The sequence below is a fragment of the Spiroplasma endosymbiont of Panzeria rudis genome (genome assembly GCF_964019705.1).
Lineage (GTDB): Bacteria > Bacillota_I > Bacilli_A > Mycoplasmatales > VBWQ01 > Spiroplasma_E > Spiroplasma_E ixodetis_A.
In genome coordinates this window covers 741,207-756,825 of record NZ_OZ026460.1, presented here as the reverse complement: position 1 = coordinate 756,825, position 15,619 = coordinate 741,207, and the positions used below count along the sequence as shown (strand labels likewise).

The window sequence follows — 15,619 nt, the reverse complement described above, 5'->3', positions numbered from 1 at the left end:
AGCTACTTATAATTGAATTAAGCAATTTACTAATTCAGGCAGTTTTAAAACTAAAGATAATCGTTCTATTGAAGAAAATGAATTAATTAAATTAAGAAAAGAATTAAAACAGTTACGAATGGAAAATGATATTTTAAAGCAAGCAGCACTAATAATAGGCAGAAAATAGAAATTATTGCTAAAAATAAAGTTAAATATAAAATTCGCACAATGTGTCGTTTTTTAAAACTTTCTAAATCAACATATTATTTTAATTTAAAGGAAAAAGAAAAAAAACAAAATAATATTTATGATGAAGCTGTTATTAGTGCTTTTAAAGAAAATAAAGAAGTTTATGGAACAAGAAGATTAAAAGTTGTTCTAAAAGAAAAGAATATTTATTTGTCACGCAGAAAAATTAAAGAAATTATGAATAAACATAATTTAATATCAAAATACACTAAATTATCATTCAAAAATCATCATAATAAAGTCAACGATAGTCAAATAACCAATATCGTTAATAGAAACTTTAATAATAGGCTTAAAAATGAAGTTATTGTTAGTGATTTAACTTATGTTCAAGTTAATGGTAAATGAAACTATATTTGCCTATTAATTGACCTATTTAACCGCGAAATTATTGGACATAGTGTAGGTACTAAAAAAGATGCATCATTAGTACATCAAGCATTTATGCACTCAAATCGTTGTTTAAAAGATATTCAAATATTTCATAGTGATCGCGGTAATGAATTTAATAATAAAATTATTGATAAACTTTTACTAGCATTCAATATTAATCGCTCTTTAAGCAAAAAAGGTTGTCCTTATGATAACGCTGTTGCTGAAGCAACTTTTAAAACTTTCAAAATTGAATTTATTAATGATAAAAATTTTACATCATTAATCCAATTAAAATTAGAATTATTTGATTACATCAACTGATATAACAACATAAGAATTCACAGCACTTTAAACTACTTAACTCCAGTTAATTATCAAAAATAAATGTCTACCAAAAAATAGTCCTAAAAAGGGTTGCCATTCCAATTTATTATAATTAAAACCTATATTATATGTATTAAAATTTAATTATCAATTGGAATATAAAAAAGGTTACTTTTACTAGTAATCTTTAAATTTATATTTTAAATTCAATTATTATTTTATTTATACTTTAAGTAATGTTGAATATTATTTTTTGTTAATTTATAATTTATTTTTAAAGTTAAGATTTATTTAGAATGTATTTTATTATTGTTTTAAGTATAAAATATTTAGAATTTTGAGAAAAGTGTGAAATTGTAGTAAGAATATTAAATTGGAAAGTGTAGTAATGTATCATTAAAAATGATATTAGTTCATTTTACTAATATCATTATTATATGAATAAAACTTTTTAAATTTTAAAGTACTTTTTCTAAATAAATCTTGATTTAATTTTATAGTTAAAAATTTATATATGCAATAAAAAAATAAAATTAGAAAAATTATTTTAAATAAGCAATTGCTTCAATTTCAATTAATGCATCTTTGGGAATTCTAGCAACTTGAACTGCTGCTCTTGCTGGAGCGTGTGCACCAAATATTTCTCCATAAACTTTATTCATTTCAACAAAGTGATTTAAGTCTTTTAAGAAAATATTAACTTTTACAATATTATTTAAAGTAATATTAGCAGCTTCACAAATTGCTTTAATATTTAATAAACTTTGTTTAGTTTGTGAAGAAATGTCAGTGCCAATAAATTCACCTGTTTTACTATTAATTGGTAATTGCCCAGAAATATATAAAAAGTCACCTGCAATTATTGCTTGACTATATGGCCCAATGGCAGCAGGAACATTAGGAGTATGAATAATATTTTTCATAGTTTATCACTCTTTCTAAAATTATTATGTTTTGCATCATTGAATATATTAGTAAAATGTAGCGTTATTTTTAAGTTATTTAGGTGATATTAAATAATTAATAGTAATATAAAATTAGCATCATTAATTATTAAAACTTGAACAACTATAAATATATTTTACATGATTTTCTTTTCTTTTTTTAATTAATTATTTTTCACTTTAATAATTTTTTTCATTTTAATTTTAATAAAATATTTATTTAATATTTTATTATCAGTATTGAAAATTAAATTTTATTTTTATTTTTTAACCTTTATAAGTGTAAAAAAATATTATTAAAGTAATTTTATCATTTTTTTAGAAAAAAAATACATTTTATGGTTCACTTTATAAAATGTTACTATATAATTTGATTACAGACCAGTAACATTTTTAAATTGGTTTGAAGATAACGTAGTTATAATAATATCTATAATAGACATTATAATTATAATTCTTAAAACATTAGGAGGAAATCTTTTATGGCAAAAAGTAATTCTAAAACAAAGACAGAAATTATTAAGATAGTGGCGCAAAAGTCTGACGTCACAATTGCCTTAGCGACTAATATTATTGATTTATTTTTTGAAGAGATAAAAGTTGAAGTTGCAAATGGTGGTAAAATTAATATACCAAAATTTGGAATATTTGAAACTATTATTCGTGAAGCAAGAACAGGTCGTAATCCCCAAACTGGTGAATCTATTGTAATTAGTGCTTCTAAAGCACCTAAATTTAAAGCTAGTTCTGAATTTAAAAAACATACTAATCAACAAACAGAAACTTTAGTTTCTTAAATTAAAAATTTTAAAAAATCAAGATAAAATGGATATATAATTTCTAATTTATATCCATTTTGTTCTATTTTTTTATATGTCAGTGCTTTTTTTTGAACTTTTAAAAATTTTAATTTTTCTCAAAAAACTAAGAAAAAGGCATTATGTTGTGAAAAATAAATAATAACAAAACTAATAGCATTAAGATAAAAAGCATTTTCTAAGTATTCAAGTTGATATTTTTTAAAATTATTTCATGGTAATGTTAAAGACTTAGTACTTTTTGCTTCAAAACACAAATATTTACCATGATAAACTCCATGATAATCAACATTACTTTTTTCTTTAAAAATTTTATTGTTTTGATATAAACTTGGTGGATTTTGTTTAAAAATTAGTGCTTGTTTTTCATTATTTATAATTTCAATAGTATAATTAATTATAGTTTCAAGAAACATTCCGCGGTTAGCATAAAACATTATTTTAATTCCCCCTTACATATAGAATATTACTAACTTTGGAATAGTTTTCCTTTTAATTAAAGGAGGTATAAATATGAATATTTGTAAAAAGGATATTATAGATAAAGAATTTACTGTTGATTATAAAGGCTATGATTCTAAAGAAGTAGATTTATTTCTTGATTTAGTAGCTACTAATTATGAAATACTAGAAGAATTTGTAAATAAACTAAAAAAGCAAAATGCAATTTTAGAAAATAATAATTACAAGTTACTTAAAGAAATTGATATTTTAAAAACACAAATTTTAGTTTTAAAACAAGAAAAACAAAAATTAGAAGAAAAAGGTGTAGAAAATGTTGATATTATTACGAGATTAAGCAAATTAGAAAGTATTGTACATGAAGAATAAATATGTTATAATTTTCTTCTAAAAGAATAAAAAATGAGCTAATCGCTGCATTAGTATGTAGAGGAAAGTCCACGCTCGCACTTTCTGTGATGAAAGTAATGTTTGTGTTAGAGAAAACGATAACTCTAAGCAGTAATTCTGACGGCTGACAAAAACCTAAGTTTTTTATTAAATAAGGTTCTAGTCTATAAAAGTGTCATAGAGACGAGTTTTAAGGAAACTTAAAAGCTGGAACGAGATAAACCCCACAAGCGAGAAACCCAAATTTAGGTAGGGGCATTGGTTTATTAGAAATGAATAATAAACCGAACTATTGTTTACAATAGTAGATAAATGGTTAGCACTTGCAAGAAGCAAGAACAGAACGTGGCTTATGATTTTTTTATTCTTTTTTTGTATTGTAAATTATTTGATTGAAGGTTTGAAAATGACTGAACTTTTAGTTTTATTAGATAAATTTAATTAAAGAATTAGTTGTTGTGAAAGTATTACTGGTGGACTTTTTGCTCAAGAGATTACTAGTATTGCTGGTGCTTCTAAATATTTTAGTGGTGGTTTTATAACGTATACTAATGAATCAAAAATCAATATTATTAAAATTAAAAAAACAACCATTGAAAAATATGGTGTAATAAGTAAACAATGTGCTATAGAAATGGCTTTAAATACACAAAAAATTTTAAAAACAAATATTGCTATTAGTGGAATGGCAACCCTTTTTAGGACTATTTTTTGGTAGACATTTATTTTTGATAATTAACTGGAGTTAAGTAGTTTAAAGTGCTGTGAATTCTTATGTTGTTATATCAGTTGATGTAATCAAATAATTCTAATTTTAATTGGATTAATGATGTAAAATTTTTATCATTAATAAATTCAATTTTGAAATTTTTAAAAGTTGCTTCAGCAACAGCGTTATCATAAGGACAACCTTTTTTGCTTAAAGAGCGATTAATATTGAATGCTAGTAAAAGTTTATCAATAATTTTATTATTAAATTCATTACCGCGATCACTATGAAATATTTGAATATCTTTTAAACAACGATTTGAGTGCATAAATGCTTGATGTACTAATGATGCATCTTTTTTAGTACCTACACTATGTCCAATAATTTCGCGGTTAAATAGGTCAATTAATAGGCAAATATAGTTTCATTTACCATTAACTTGAACATAAGTTAAATCACTAACAATAACTTCATTTTTAAGCCTATTATTAAAGTTTCTATTAACGATATTGGTTATTTGACTATCGTTGACTTTATTATGATGATTTTTGAATGATAATTTAGTGTATTTTGATATTAAATTATGTTTATTCATAATTTCTTTAATTTTTCTGCGTGACAAATAAATATTCTTTTCTTTTAGAACAACTTTTAATCTTCTTGTTCCATAAACTTCTTTATTTTCTTTAAAAGCACTAATAACAGCTTCATCATAAATATTATTTTGTTTTTTTTCTTTTTCCTTTAAATTAAAATAATATGTTGATTTAGAAAGTTTTAAAAAACGACACATTGTGCGAATTTTATATTTAACTTTATTTTTAGCAATAATTTCTATTTTCTTCCTATTATTAGTGCTGCTTGCTTTAAAATATCATTTTCCATTGGTAACTGTTTTAATTCTTTTCTTAATTTAATTAATTCATTTTCTTCAATAGAACGATTATCTTTAGTTTTAAAACTGCCTGAATTAGTAAATTGCTTAATTCAATTATAAGTAGCTGCTCTTGTAACATTGTACTCTTTAGCAAGACAAGACACTGACTTACCGCTTTGATATAAAGCTACTATTTGTTTTTTAAATTCATCGGTATATGAGTTAATATTGGCCATAATTATAGTTCTGGTGCTGATGTAGTAATTAATAATTTACTTATTGATTTAAATAGTATTTTAAATAATAAATTACCAACTTTGAATATTCCTGGACAAAATACACCAAGTAAAGAGCAATTAATTTTAGCACTTAAAACCGCTAACTATAATCTTGATGTAAGCAAAATTATAGTTGATAAAATTACTGATAATAGTGCAGTTATTAATGGTGATGGTAAATTTTATAGCAATGATAGTATTGTTGTTACTTATGATTGTGATAAAACAGAGCTTTTAAGTGATGTTTTTAAAAATTTAAATTTAGGAACAATTAAAACTAATGGATTATCAAAACCAAATATTGAAGAAATTAAAACTGCGATTAGCAAAAGTAATCCAAATGTAAAGCTAGATGCAATTAAATTTAGTGAAGATGATATTACTAATCAACAAGTAACTATTAGTGGTGATGAAACTATTTATAAAGGAAAGATAGTTGCTGATTTTACTATTGATAGTAGTAGTATTAATAATGATCAACTAAATTATAATTATAATGAAACTAATAGTGTTGGTTCGTTAAAAAGTACTTGAACCAGCTCTGATATTCCTCTATTATCTAATTGAACAAATTATGCACCAGATTGAGATAGTTTTTCTAATAAGTTTAGTAAATTAAGTTTTGGTGATAATTCGTATTTTAGTCTTTATTGTAATACTTATACTGATCAAAAATTAAAAGGTTCGCAATTAAGTATTAGTACTAATGATATTAGTAATGATAGAAACAAAAATATATTTGAGCTTAGTTACTATTATGATGGTGGATTTTGAGGAGCCTTTCTTGAATTACATGGTTATATTCATATTTGACATGATGAAGAAAATGTTTATGTAAGCATTAATTGAAGCGTTGATACAGTTAAATGTTTCCGTGATCGAGTATGGAATATTAACTTGCAAGGTGTAACCTTTAGTTAGAATTTAACAGATTATATTTATTTAGTTTTACTGTTAATCATATAATTTTGAAATATTAATTTTATTAAAAAGATAAATGAGAGATAATACTCTCATTTTTAATATTTTTTTATATAAATTAAGTAAATAATTAAAAAAGGATATACAAAGTAAGTTAAAAAATTAAAATTAAAAATTATTAATTTATAATTATTATAAACTTAATATAGTTTTTATTTTAAAATAAATGAGTTTAGATTGAAAGGAAAAAAAGATGAATAGAGAGCAAGAAATAAATATATTAAATGTAGAAATAAATTTAATTGAACAAAAAATGGCTATTATTAAAAGTAATTTAGAAACTTGTATCAAAAATATAAGTGATAATCAAAGACAAGTATCTAATTTTTTAGAAGAACTTAAAAGAGAAGATTCAGAACATAAAAAATTATTATCTTCACCATGTTTAGAAAAAAGTGGAAATTGTCAAGAAAATAGAGCAATGAGAGAAAGAATTACATTTCATTGAAGACATATTAAATATATTGAAGGAAAAATTATTAACTTAGAATTTTTAAATAAAAATCAAGAACAAGAAAAAAATAATTTAAAATCCGAAATGAATTTATTAAGGATAGAAAAAGATAAAAAAATTAGAATTTTAGAACAACAAAAAAATAATTTCAATAACATTAAGAGTATTGTTAATCATGAAAAAAAGTATAATGATAGTAATAAACCCAATACAAGTTATAGTAAATTAACATAATTGAAGTAATTATATAAGATTTATATTTAATTTATTTACAAAAAGTTATCATTTCTGATAACTTTTTGTATGTTTATTTATATTATTGAAGAATTTTATTTAAGTAAGGCTATTGAAAGTTGATTTTTAAAATTTTGAAAGTAATGAAAATCGAATTTAATTTATTCTGTAGGAGCTATTCCACAATCAATTCTATGGATACTTACATTACCAAAATGAATTTCTAAAAAAACTTTTGAGTTTGGAAAATTTCCTGTTACTGGTGTTCAATTATTAATATCACTAAAAAATTGTGTAGAAATTTTTGTGGAAATGTTTAGTAATCTGTGTAACTTACAAAAATAACTATGTTTAATTAATTCTAGTAAATATAATTAAATGACTAGAAAGAGTGAGTTACAGATGGCTAAAAAAGATAACTTTAATAATAGGCTTAAAAATGAAGTTATTGTTAGTGATTTAACTTATGTTCAAGTTAATGGTAAATGAAACTATATTTGCCTATTAATTGACCTATTTAACCGCGAAATTATTGGACATAGTGTAGGTACTAAAAAAGATGCATCATTAGTACATCAAGCATTTATGCACTCAAATCGTTGTTTAAAAGATATTCAAATATTTCATAGTGATCGCGGTAATGAATTTAATAATAAAATTATTGATAAACTTTTACTAGCATTCAATATTAATCGCTCTTTAAGCAAAAAAGGTTGTCCTTATGATAACGCTGTTGCTGAAGCAACTTTTAAAACTTTCAAAATTGAATTTATTAATGATAAAAATTTTACATCATTAATCCAATTAAAATTAGAATTATTTGATTACATCAACTGATATAACAACATAAGAATTCACAGCACTTTAAACTACTTAACTCCAGTTAATTATCAAAAATAAATGTCTACCAAAAAATAGTCCTAAAAAGGGTTGCCATTCCATTTAACAAATTTTGATATAAAAGATAATCTAATAATTATGATTACAATGCTTATTTTTTAATTATTAAATTAAACTTGATTTTTTATAAACTTATTAGTTTACTGAAATATTAAAGTTAATATATTCACAACATTTTAATTATAAATATTATAGAATATACTAAAACTTTAATAAAATATATTAAAAGAAATTTTAGGAGGGTACTAGAGTGAAGGGAATATTAAAATTATTATCAATTTTTGGATTAACAGCACCATTAGCAGTAAATGTAGTGGCATGTGGAAATGGTAATAGTTCTGATACTGATGATGAAGTATCGGAAAATGCTGATGTACAAGAATTATTAAAAAAAGCTAAAGAGCAAATTAGTTTAGGACTTGCAAATTTAATTAGTGAATATAAGAATTTAACTTTTGAAGATGAATTTGGTGAATCTGGAAAAGATATTACTAATAATTTAAATAGTTTACCTAAAGATAGTGACACTCTGGTTGATAGTAAAATAAAGGATATATTTTTAACTAGGCTTCAAAAAGATATTACAAATCTTATTATTGAGGATTATTTATTACAACCATCTGATTTAAAACCATTATTTAATAATATAACTACTAGTGAAATTTTAAAAATTGATTTTAATGGAACAAAAATGACAAATAAACAATTCAATTGAACTAAGGAAAAAGCTGATTTTGGTATTGAAAATTATGATCCAGCAACGTATAACATAACAATGTGATATAAACTTGCTGCAGACTTAAAATTAAAATTATCTTATAAAGATGAAAGTAACAAAAAGACAGAAATTGAAGTATCTAATATTTTTGATTTTAATTACGCTAATACTGGAGCTAATTTAAAGTCTTTAATTGAAGCTTCAACTGGTAATGTAACAAAAGTATTAAAAGATTTTATGATACAAATAGAAAGCACCACTACTGATAGTGAAAGTTTATTACAAAAAGCAAAAGAATTAATTACTAGAAAACTTAATAACAATAAAGTTAATATTACTAAAGTTGATATTAATGCTCAATCAGAAGTTCTTCAAAAAAATGATGTTTATGCTAGTGGTGATCATATGTATGAAGCGCTTACTAAATCTACAATTGATGAAGCAATTGATTCTTTGAAAAATTATTTATCACCAACAGCAACAACTTTTTCAGATGAGATTACTAAGTGACTTGTTGGAAAACAAGGAGTGCCTGAAGAAAGTAAAAATAAAATTAATGCTTTTGGAAAAATCACTATTAGTGATTGAAGCATTTCAGGATTAAGATTAACGCCAATGACTTTAGATTTTATTAATATTAGCCCTAATCAAACGCAAGGTGAATGAGCAAAGCAAACAGCAACAGCATTAGGTAAAATATTTTATACAAAAAGTGAATTTGCTAAAGGGCGTATTGATATCACTACTGATAATAATTTAACAATATATATGAATCCCGGAGATTTTGATAATTTTGTTCAAAATAATAAAACAATGAGTGATATTAGTGACTATATTAGTTCAAAAATAAGTTCTAAAGCTACAACCGAAAATCTTATTAAAGGTAATATTTCAGTTACTTTAAATGGTCTTTGAAAAGGAGCAAAAAATCCAACTTTAAGTGATAGAACTAGTGTGGAAAAAGTAGATGATAATACATTTAAAGTTAAAAGAAATGCGGGTGGTATGCATGGTTATAATTATTTAACTATTCGTTATGCAAACACTAATTTTTTAACTGGAATGATTAAGAATCATAAAAATAATCATATTTTATTTGATAATTGAATTATTAAAAAAGCAGATACTGATGTTTGATAATTTATATTATTTTTCAAAATTTTTTGTTATGATAAAAAATTTCTAATATAATTTAAATTTTTAATTTTAATAAATTTAAAAATTTGTATAGTATTTTAATTATTATTTTTATATTTTCATTTCTATAAATTTATATTTACATTTAATTAAAAATAGTGTATTATATTTAAGTTGTTGATTAATTCGCAATTTTCTTTTAAGATATGATTGATAAAAAAATATCAAAAAAAGTTGTTAATGATGTCAAAGAAATAAATAATATCATGAAATTATTTGACAACTTTTAATTTTAGAAAAATTAGATGAATTAATACTTTAAAATGTAAGTAAGTATATTATATATAAATAATAAATAAAACTAATCCTTTTTTAAAATAATCCTCTTTTAGAGGTTATTTTTCAGGTTATAATTATCATTTTTTCTAAATTTATTCAAAATTTATTTTTAAGGAGAAATATATGAGTTTTACAGAACTAAAATTAAAACAAGAATTAACTGCTGCTATTGCTAAATGGGGTTATACTACCCCAACACCAATTCAAAAGAAGACAATTCCAGTTTCTTTACAAAAAAAAGATATTATTGGAAAAAGTCATACCGGAACCGGAAAAACTGCTGCCTTTGTCTTACCTATATTACATAATTTAGATATAAAATTATATCGTAATCAAGCCATTATTGTTTGTCCAACTAGAGAATTGGCAATCCAAGTTGCTAAACAAGTAAAAAAATATGCTTATTTTTTAAATGGCGTTAATGTTGCTTTATTATGCGGTGGTGTTAATATTAGAAATCAATTATATGATTTAAGAACTAGTAACATAGTTGTTGGAACACCAGGAAGAATTACTGATCATATTAATCGTGGCAGTTTAAGATTAAATTCAATTAAAACATTAGTTTTAGATGAAGCAGATGAAATGTTAAAAATGGGATTTAAAAAAGATATTGATTTCTTATTTGAAAATTCACCTCAAAATATTCAAACTGTTCTTTTTTCAGCGACAATGTCAAAACCAGTTTTAAAAATTGCTGATGATTATCAAAATAATCCAGTTAGTATTAGTGTTGAAGATGAAAGTCAAAAATTACAACAAGCAAATATTAAACAATATTATTTTGATTGTCGTAATATAACAAAAGAAACTGCATTAGTTGCTTTATATCAAAAATTACAACCACAATTAAGTATTGTTTTTTCAAATACAAAAGATTTTACTAACAAAATCGCACAATTATTAGAACAAAATAATATTAAATGTGCTGTTATTAACGGTGATAAAAGTCAAAGAGAACGTATGGAAGCAATGAGACAATTTAAAAATGGTAAGGTTAAAGTACTAATTGCTACTGATGTTGTTGCTAGAGGAATTGACATTAATGGTATTGATTATGTTTTTAATTATGATATTCCACACGAATATGAGTACTATACTCATCGTATTGGTAGAACAGCTCGTGCTGGAGCACAAGGCACTGCTATTACTTTAGTAAGTAATAGAGTTCAATATAATGAAATTCAAGAAATTCAATATTATCAAAATCACGAAATTACTTTACTAGATACTACAGGTTGAGATTTACCTAAAAATGTTGTTAAAGTACCGACTAAATTAAATTTTTCATCTCATAACAATAGAAATGATTTTAAACGTAATGTTGATAATAATTCAAAATGAAAAAGAAAACCAAAATATTAAAATTATTCATTTTTATAAAAAAATCACTTAATTATTAAGTGATTTTTTCTTTAAATATTATTTTTATAAAGTTTTTTTATTTTCATTTTTTTTCTTATTTTCGATTTCTTGTTGTTGTCTTTCTTTTTCAGCTTTTTCGGATTCTTTTTTTAATTTATTATCTGCAATTTTTTCTTTTATTCTTGCTATTTCTTTTTCTCTTTTATTTTTTTCATCCATAAAAATCCCTTTCTCACTATTTTTTTTGGCATATTTATTCTTATACATCTAAAATACGCAAAATCAGTGTACATTTTTTAGAAAAAAAATAAATATAAAATATTAAAAAAGTCACTCTTTTTAAAAGAGTGACTAAAAATTAAATTTAAATAGTGCTTTTAATTGAATGACATTGGATGGTATATTCCTGTACTTGTTGATGGTTGGTTATTTATATCATTTGCAAATTGATATGGATTGTCAATAGGAAATTCTTCTATTGATGTTTCGTCATCAGTTTCTTTTTCATTTGATGATTTTTCTGATTCTATTTGTTGTGATAAAACTTCTTCAATACCAGAATCTTCAAATTCTTCTTCCTGATATTTTTTAAACAATTCATCAAGAGTTGTGAATTTCCCATTGTTTTCTAATTTTTCTAAATGTTTTTCAAGAAAAACTGCTTCTTTTTTAGTAAATCCACAACAACTAGTTAATATTTCTGTGATTTTTTTTATAGTTATTGGTTGATTAAATACATCTTTATAAAAATCAGAAATAGCAAAAGCAATCATATCAATTGCTGTTACACCAATTGAAAATCCTAATGTTGTTCATCTAACAAATTTTTCATAAAATAATTTTGTGGCTTTTTGAAATCCATATTCAGTAACTAATGCAGCTTCTGTTTTAACAGCATTAACAGTACAAGTGACTGATAAAAATAAAGGGATTGCCATTAATATTTTTTTATATCTAGTTTGTTTTTCAACTCATTTTGAAAGTTTTTCAGGACAAAGATTAGTTGGAATTCCTAAGTTTGTTAAACCCGATTTAAAAATATTATTAATTGGTCTCATAACGAAATAACGACTTATATTTGCTGCTAAAGCACCTGTAGTAAAAATGTCTTTCGTGATTCAATCATGTAAATTAAAATCTTCTTTAGAAGTATTTTCTGATGAACCAGTTAGAATAATATGACTACCTGCCCATGTTAGTGTTTCTAAAGTTAAATTAACTAAAAGATTACGTCCTCAATTAGTTACTAATGCTATTGGTTTATTATTTTGTTGTTCCATAGTTTTAATTGTTTTATTTGCTAAAGATATTACTTGTTTAATTTCAATATCATTATTAGCATTATTATTTTCTATTTGTGAATTAATAATTAGTTTTTTAATTCGTTCAATTTCTTTTTTAAAATTTGGATGATATTCAAATTCTGTTTCTACACAATTTTCAATTTGATTAAATTTCTGTATTAAATCATTAAGTATGGAAATATTTGAAAAATATTTCATTAATTTTTGATGGTCTTCTTCAAATAAAAGTGTTTCAAATATTTCGAGGCTTTTTAATAATCTGTGTATCTTTGTTTTACAAAGTTACTAATTTAGATTAATTCTGTCTTCAAATTTTATCATAAAATGAGCAATTGCTGTATTTCAATTTTGAATAGGCAATGTTCATTTTTTTGTTATATTTTCAATTGCCAAGTAAAATATTTTGAAAACTGCCATATCATTAGGAAAAACTTTTTTATTTCTGATGATTTTTCGTAATTGACTATTAACAGATTCAATAGCATTTGTAGTATAAATCACTCTTTTGATTTCTACTGGATAACTAATAAAAACCATTAAATTATCTCAATTTTTATATCAAGATTTAGTAATTTGAGGATATTGTTTATTTCATTTACTTTCAAACGATTCTAAAGCTTGCATTGCTTGTTCTTCACTACATGCACTATAAATTGGTTTTAAATCTGCAACTAGACCTTTTCGATGTTTGTATGAAACATATTTTAAACTATTTCTAATTTGATGAACAATGCATAATTGATGTTCTGTTTTAGGATAAACTGATTGTATTGCTTCTGACATGCCTGTTAAATTATCACTACAAGCAATAAGAATATCATTTAAGCCACGATTTTTCATTTCTGTGAAATTAGATAATCAAAACTTAGAACCTTCATTTTCACTAATTCATAATCCTAAAACATCTTTTTTGCCTTCTAAATCAACTCCTAATGCTATATAAACTGATTTGTTAATAATCCGTTTATCTTGTCGTACTTTAACTACTATACAATCAAAATAAACAATAGGATAAATACTTTCTAATGGTCGATTTTGTCATGCTTTAACATCATCAATAACATCATCAGTAGTTTGACTAATAACACTTTCACTAATATCAGCACCATGATATAACTCTTGCAACTGCATTCTAATGTCAGATAATGTCATTCCTTTTGCATACAAGGAAAGAACTTGTTGATCAAAACCATCAAATCTTCTTTGCCTTTTAGGAACTATTACAGGAGTAAAATTACTATTGCGATCTCTTGGTACATCAATTTCAATTTTACCTTGTTGAGTTATTAATTTTTTTGAACTTGTACCATTACGAGCATTTTCAGTAGTACTATGTTGATTTTTTTCATATCCTAAATAATTTTGCATTTCAGAATTCAACATTTTTTCAACTAATCTTTTTGTTAATTCTTTATATAAACCGCCAGGTTTAAAAACTGTTGTTAAATCTTCAGTATTTTCTAGTAATAAATCTACTGCTTTTGATATTGGATCATTATTATTAAAGTTATCTTTTTTAGCCATCTGTAACTCACTCTTTCTAGTCATTTAATTATATTTACTAGAATTAATTAAACATAGTTATTTTTGTAAGTTACACAGATTACTAAACATTTCCTGGCAACCCTTTTTAGGACTATTTTTTGGTAGACATTTATTTTTGATAATTAACTGGAGTTAAGTAGTTTAAAGTGCTGTGAATTCTTATGTTGTTATATCAGTTGATGTAATCAAATAATTCTAATTTTAATTGGATTAATGATGTAAAATTTTTATCATTAATAAATTCAATTTTGAAAGTTTTAAAAGTTGCTTCAGCAACAGCGTTATCATAAGGACAACCTTTTTTGCTTAAAGAGCGATTAATATTGAATGCTAGTAAAAGTTTATCAATAATTTTATTATTAAATTCATTACCGCGATCACTATGAAATATTTGAATATCTTTTAAACAACGATTTGAGTGCATAAATGCTTGATGTACTAATGATGCATCTTTTTTAGTACCTACACTATGTCCAATAATTTAGCGGTTAAATAGGTCAATTAATAGGCAAATATAGTTTCATTTACCATTAACTTGAACATAAGTTAAATCACTAACAATAACTTCATTTTTAAGCCTATTATTAAAGTTTCTATTAACGATATTGGTTATTTGACTATCGTTGACTTTATTATGATGATTTTTGAATGATAATTTAGTGTATTTTGATATTAAATTATGTTTATTCATAATTTCTTTAATTTTTCTGCGTGACAAATAAATATTCTTTTCTTTTAGAACAACTTTTAATCTTCTTGTTCCATAAACTTCTTTATTTTCTTTAAAAGCACTAATAACAGCTTCATCATAAATATTATTTTGTTTTTTTCTTTTTCCTTTAAATTAAAATAATATGTTGATTTAGAAAGTTTTAAAAAACGACACATTGTGCGAATTTTATATTTAACTTTATTTTTAGCAATAATTTCTATTTTCTGCCTATTATTAGTGCTGCTTGCTTTAAAATATCATTTTCCATTCGTAACTGTTTTAATTCTTTTCTTAATTTAATTAATTCATTTTCTTCAATAGAACGATTATCTTTAGTTTTAAAACTGCCTGAATTAGTAAATTGCTTAATTCAATTATAAGTAGCTGCTCTTGTAACATTGTACTCTTTAGCAAGACAAGACACTGACTTACCGCTTTGATATAAAGCTACTATTTGTTTTTTAAATTCATCGGTATATGAGTTAATATTGGCCATAATTATAGTTCCTTTCTTTTAACTAA

14 protein-coding genes, 1 other RNA gene and 2 pseudogenes are annotated in these 15,619 nt (G+C 23.4%); 10 read left to right on the top strand and 7 right to left on the bottom strand.

Annotated elements, in window-relative coordinates:
• The first annotated feature begins 90 nt into the window (after window positions 1-90).
• Window positions 91-990 (top strand): IS3 family transposase, encoded by a 900-nt coding sequence (locus AACK89_RS04260; protein WP_338979269.1) that lies wholly within the window; start codon window positions 91-93, stop codon window positions 988-990.
• Window positions 991-1,472: 482 nt separating this feature from the next.
• Here the strand turns inward: AACK89_RS04260 and AACK89_RS04255 are convergent, their stop codons facing one another.
• On the bottom strand, window positions 1,473-1,853 hold the full coding sequence (locus AACK89_RS04255; protein ID WP_338977433.1) for a RidA family protein: 381 nt from the start codon (window positions 1,851-1,853) through the stop codon (window positions 1,473-1,475).
• Between the two features lie 503 nt (window positions 1,854-2,356).
• Here AACK89_RS04255 and AACK89_RS04250 point away from each other — a divergent pair.
• Complete coding sequence (locus AACK89_RS04250; protein WP_281749389.1) at window positions 2,357-2,671, top strand: HU family DNA-binding protein; 315 nt, start codon at window positions 2,357-2,359, stop codon at window positions 2,669-2,671.
• Here the strand turns inward: AACK89_RS04250 and AACK89_RS04245 are convergent.
• Window positions 2,668-3,129, bottom strand: a complete 462-nt coding sequence (locus tag AACK89_RS04245; RefSeq protein WP_338975498.1) for a Holliday junction resolvase RecU — start codon at window positions 3,127-3,129, stop codon at window positions 2,668-2,670. The genes AACK89_RS04250 and AACK89_RS04245 overlap by 4 nt on opposite strands.
• A 76-nt stretch (window positions 3,130-3,205) precedes the next feature.
• Between AACK89_RS04245 and AACK89_RS04240 the strand changes: the two genes are divergently transcribed.
• The 3 genes from AACK89_RS04240 (at window position 3,206) to AACK89_RS07675 (ending at window position 4,262) form a co-directional block, all read left to right on the top strand.
• Entirely contained in the window at window positions 3,206-3,523 is a 318-nt protein-coding gene (locus AACK89_RS04240; protein ID WP_281749393.1) for a DivIVA domain-containing protein, read from the top strand.
• 29 nt (window positions 3,524-3,552) lie between these two features.
• Window positions 3,553-3,902: RNase P RNA component class B (gene rnpB / locus AACK89_RS04235), an RNA gene on the top strand.
• Window positions 3,903-3,992: 90 nt separating this feature from the next.
• On the top strand, window positions 3,993-4,262 hold the full coding sequence (locus AACK89_RS07675) for a CinA family protein (RefSeq protein ID WP_422397458.1): 270 nt from the start codon (window positions 3,993-3,995) through the stop codon (window positions 4,260-4,262).
• A 4-nt stretch (window positions 4,263-4,266) separates the two neighbouring features.
• On the opposite strand, the gene AACK89_RS04230 is transcribed toward AACK89_RS07675, so the two are convergent.
• Window positions 4,267-5,366, bottom strand: a protein-coding gene (locus AACK89_RS04230) for an IS3 family transposase (protein ID WP_338977430.1) whose coding sequence is annotated in 2 segments (ribosomal slippage) — window positions 4,267-5,123 and window positions 5,123-5,366 — 1,101 coding nt in all. Because the reading frame shifts where the segments join, the coding sequence is not laid out codon by codon here.
• Here AACK89_RS04230 and AACK89_RS04225 point away from each other — a divergent pair.
• The 5 genes and pseudogenes from AACK89_RS04225 to AACK89_RS04205 all read left to right on the top strand — a co-directional run bounded on the left by AACK89_RS04225 (window position 5,325) and on the right by AACK89_RS04205 (window position 11,536).
• A complete protein-coding gene (locus AACK89_RS04225) occupies window positions 5,325-6,329 on the top strand; it encodes a hypothetical protein (protein ID WP_338977427.1) in 1,005 nt (334 codons plus the stop codon). The genes AACK89_RS04230 and AACK89_RS04225 overlap by 42 nt on opposite strands.
• A 253-nt stretch (window positions 6,330-6,582) precedes the next feature.
• Window positions 6,583-7,077 (top strand): hypothetical protein, encoded by a 495-nt coding sequence (locus AACK89_RS04220; RefSeq protein WP_338973740.1) that lies wholly within the window; start codon window positions 6,583-6,585, stop codon window positions 7,075-7,077.
• Between the two features lie 417 nt (window positions 7,078-7,494).
• A pseudogene (locus AACK89_RS04215) lies at window positions 7,495-7,977 on the top strand (IS3 family transposase); the annotation flags it as partial.
• 250 nt (window positions 7,978-8,227) lie between these two features.
• Window positions 8,228-9,835 (top strand): hypothetical protein, encoded by a 1,608-nt coding sequence (locus tag AACK89_RS04210; protein WP_338977425.1) that lies wholly within the window; start codon window positions 8,228-8,230, stop codon window positions 9,833-9,835.
• Between the two features lie 459 nt (window positions 9,836-10,294).
• A complete protein-coding gene (locus AACK89_RS04205) occupies window positions 10,295-11,536 on the top strand; it encodes a DEAD/DEAH box helicase (protein ID WP_338977423.1) in 1,242 nt (413 codons plus the stop codon).
• 63 nt (window positions 11,537-11,599) lie between these two features.
• Here the strand turns inward: AACK89_RS04205 and AACK89_RS04200 are convergent, their stop codons facing one another.
• The 4 genes and pseudogenes from AACK89_RS04200 to AACK89_RS04185 all read right to left on the bottom strand — a co-directional run bounded on the left by AACK89_RS04200 (window position 11,600) and on the right by AACK89_RS04185 (window position 15,593).
• Complete coding sequence (locus AACK89_RS04200) at window positions 11,600-11,755, bottom strand: hypothetical protein (protein WP_338977422.1); 156 nt, start codon at window positions 11,753-11,755, stop codon at window positions 11,600-11,602.
• Between the two features lie 158 nt (window positions 11,756-11,913).
• Entirely contained in the window at window positions 11,914-13,038 is a 1,125-nt protein-coding gene (locus AACK89_RS04195) for a hypothetical protein (RefSeq protein WP_338977420.1), read from the bottom strand.
• Window positions 13,039-13,125: 87 nt separating this feature from the next.
• On the bottom strand, window positions 13,126-14,364 hold the full coding sequence (locus AACK89_RS04190; protein ID WP_338979284.1) for an IS256 family transposase: 1,239 nt from the start codon (window positions 14,362-14,364) through the stop codon (window positions 13,126-13,128).
• 130 nt (window positions 14,365-14,494) lie between these two features.
• Window positions 14,495-15,593, bottom strand: a pseudogene (locus tag AACK89_RS04185) (IS3 family transposase).
• Window positions 15,594-15,619 lie beyond the last annotated feature (26 nt).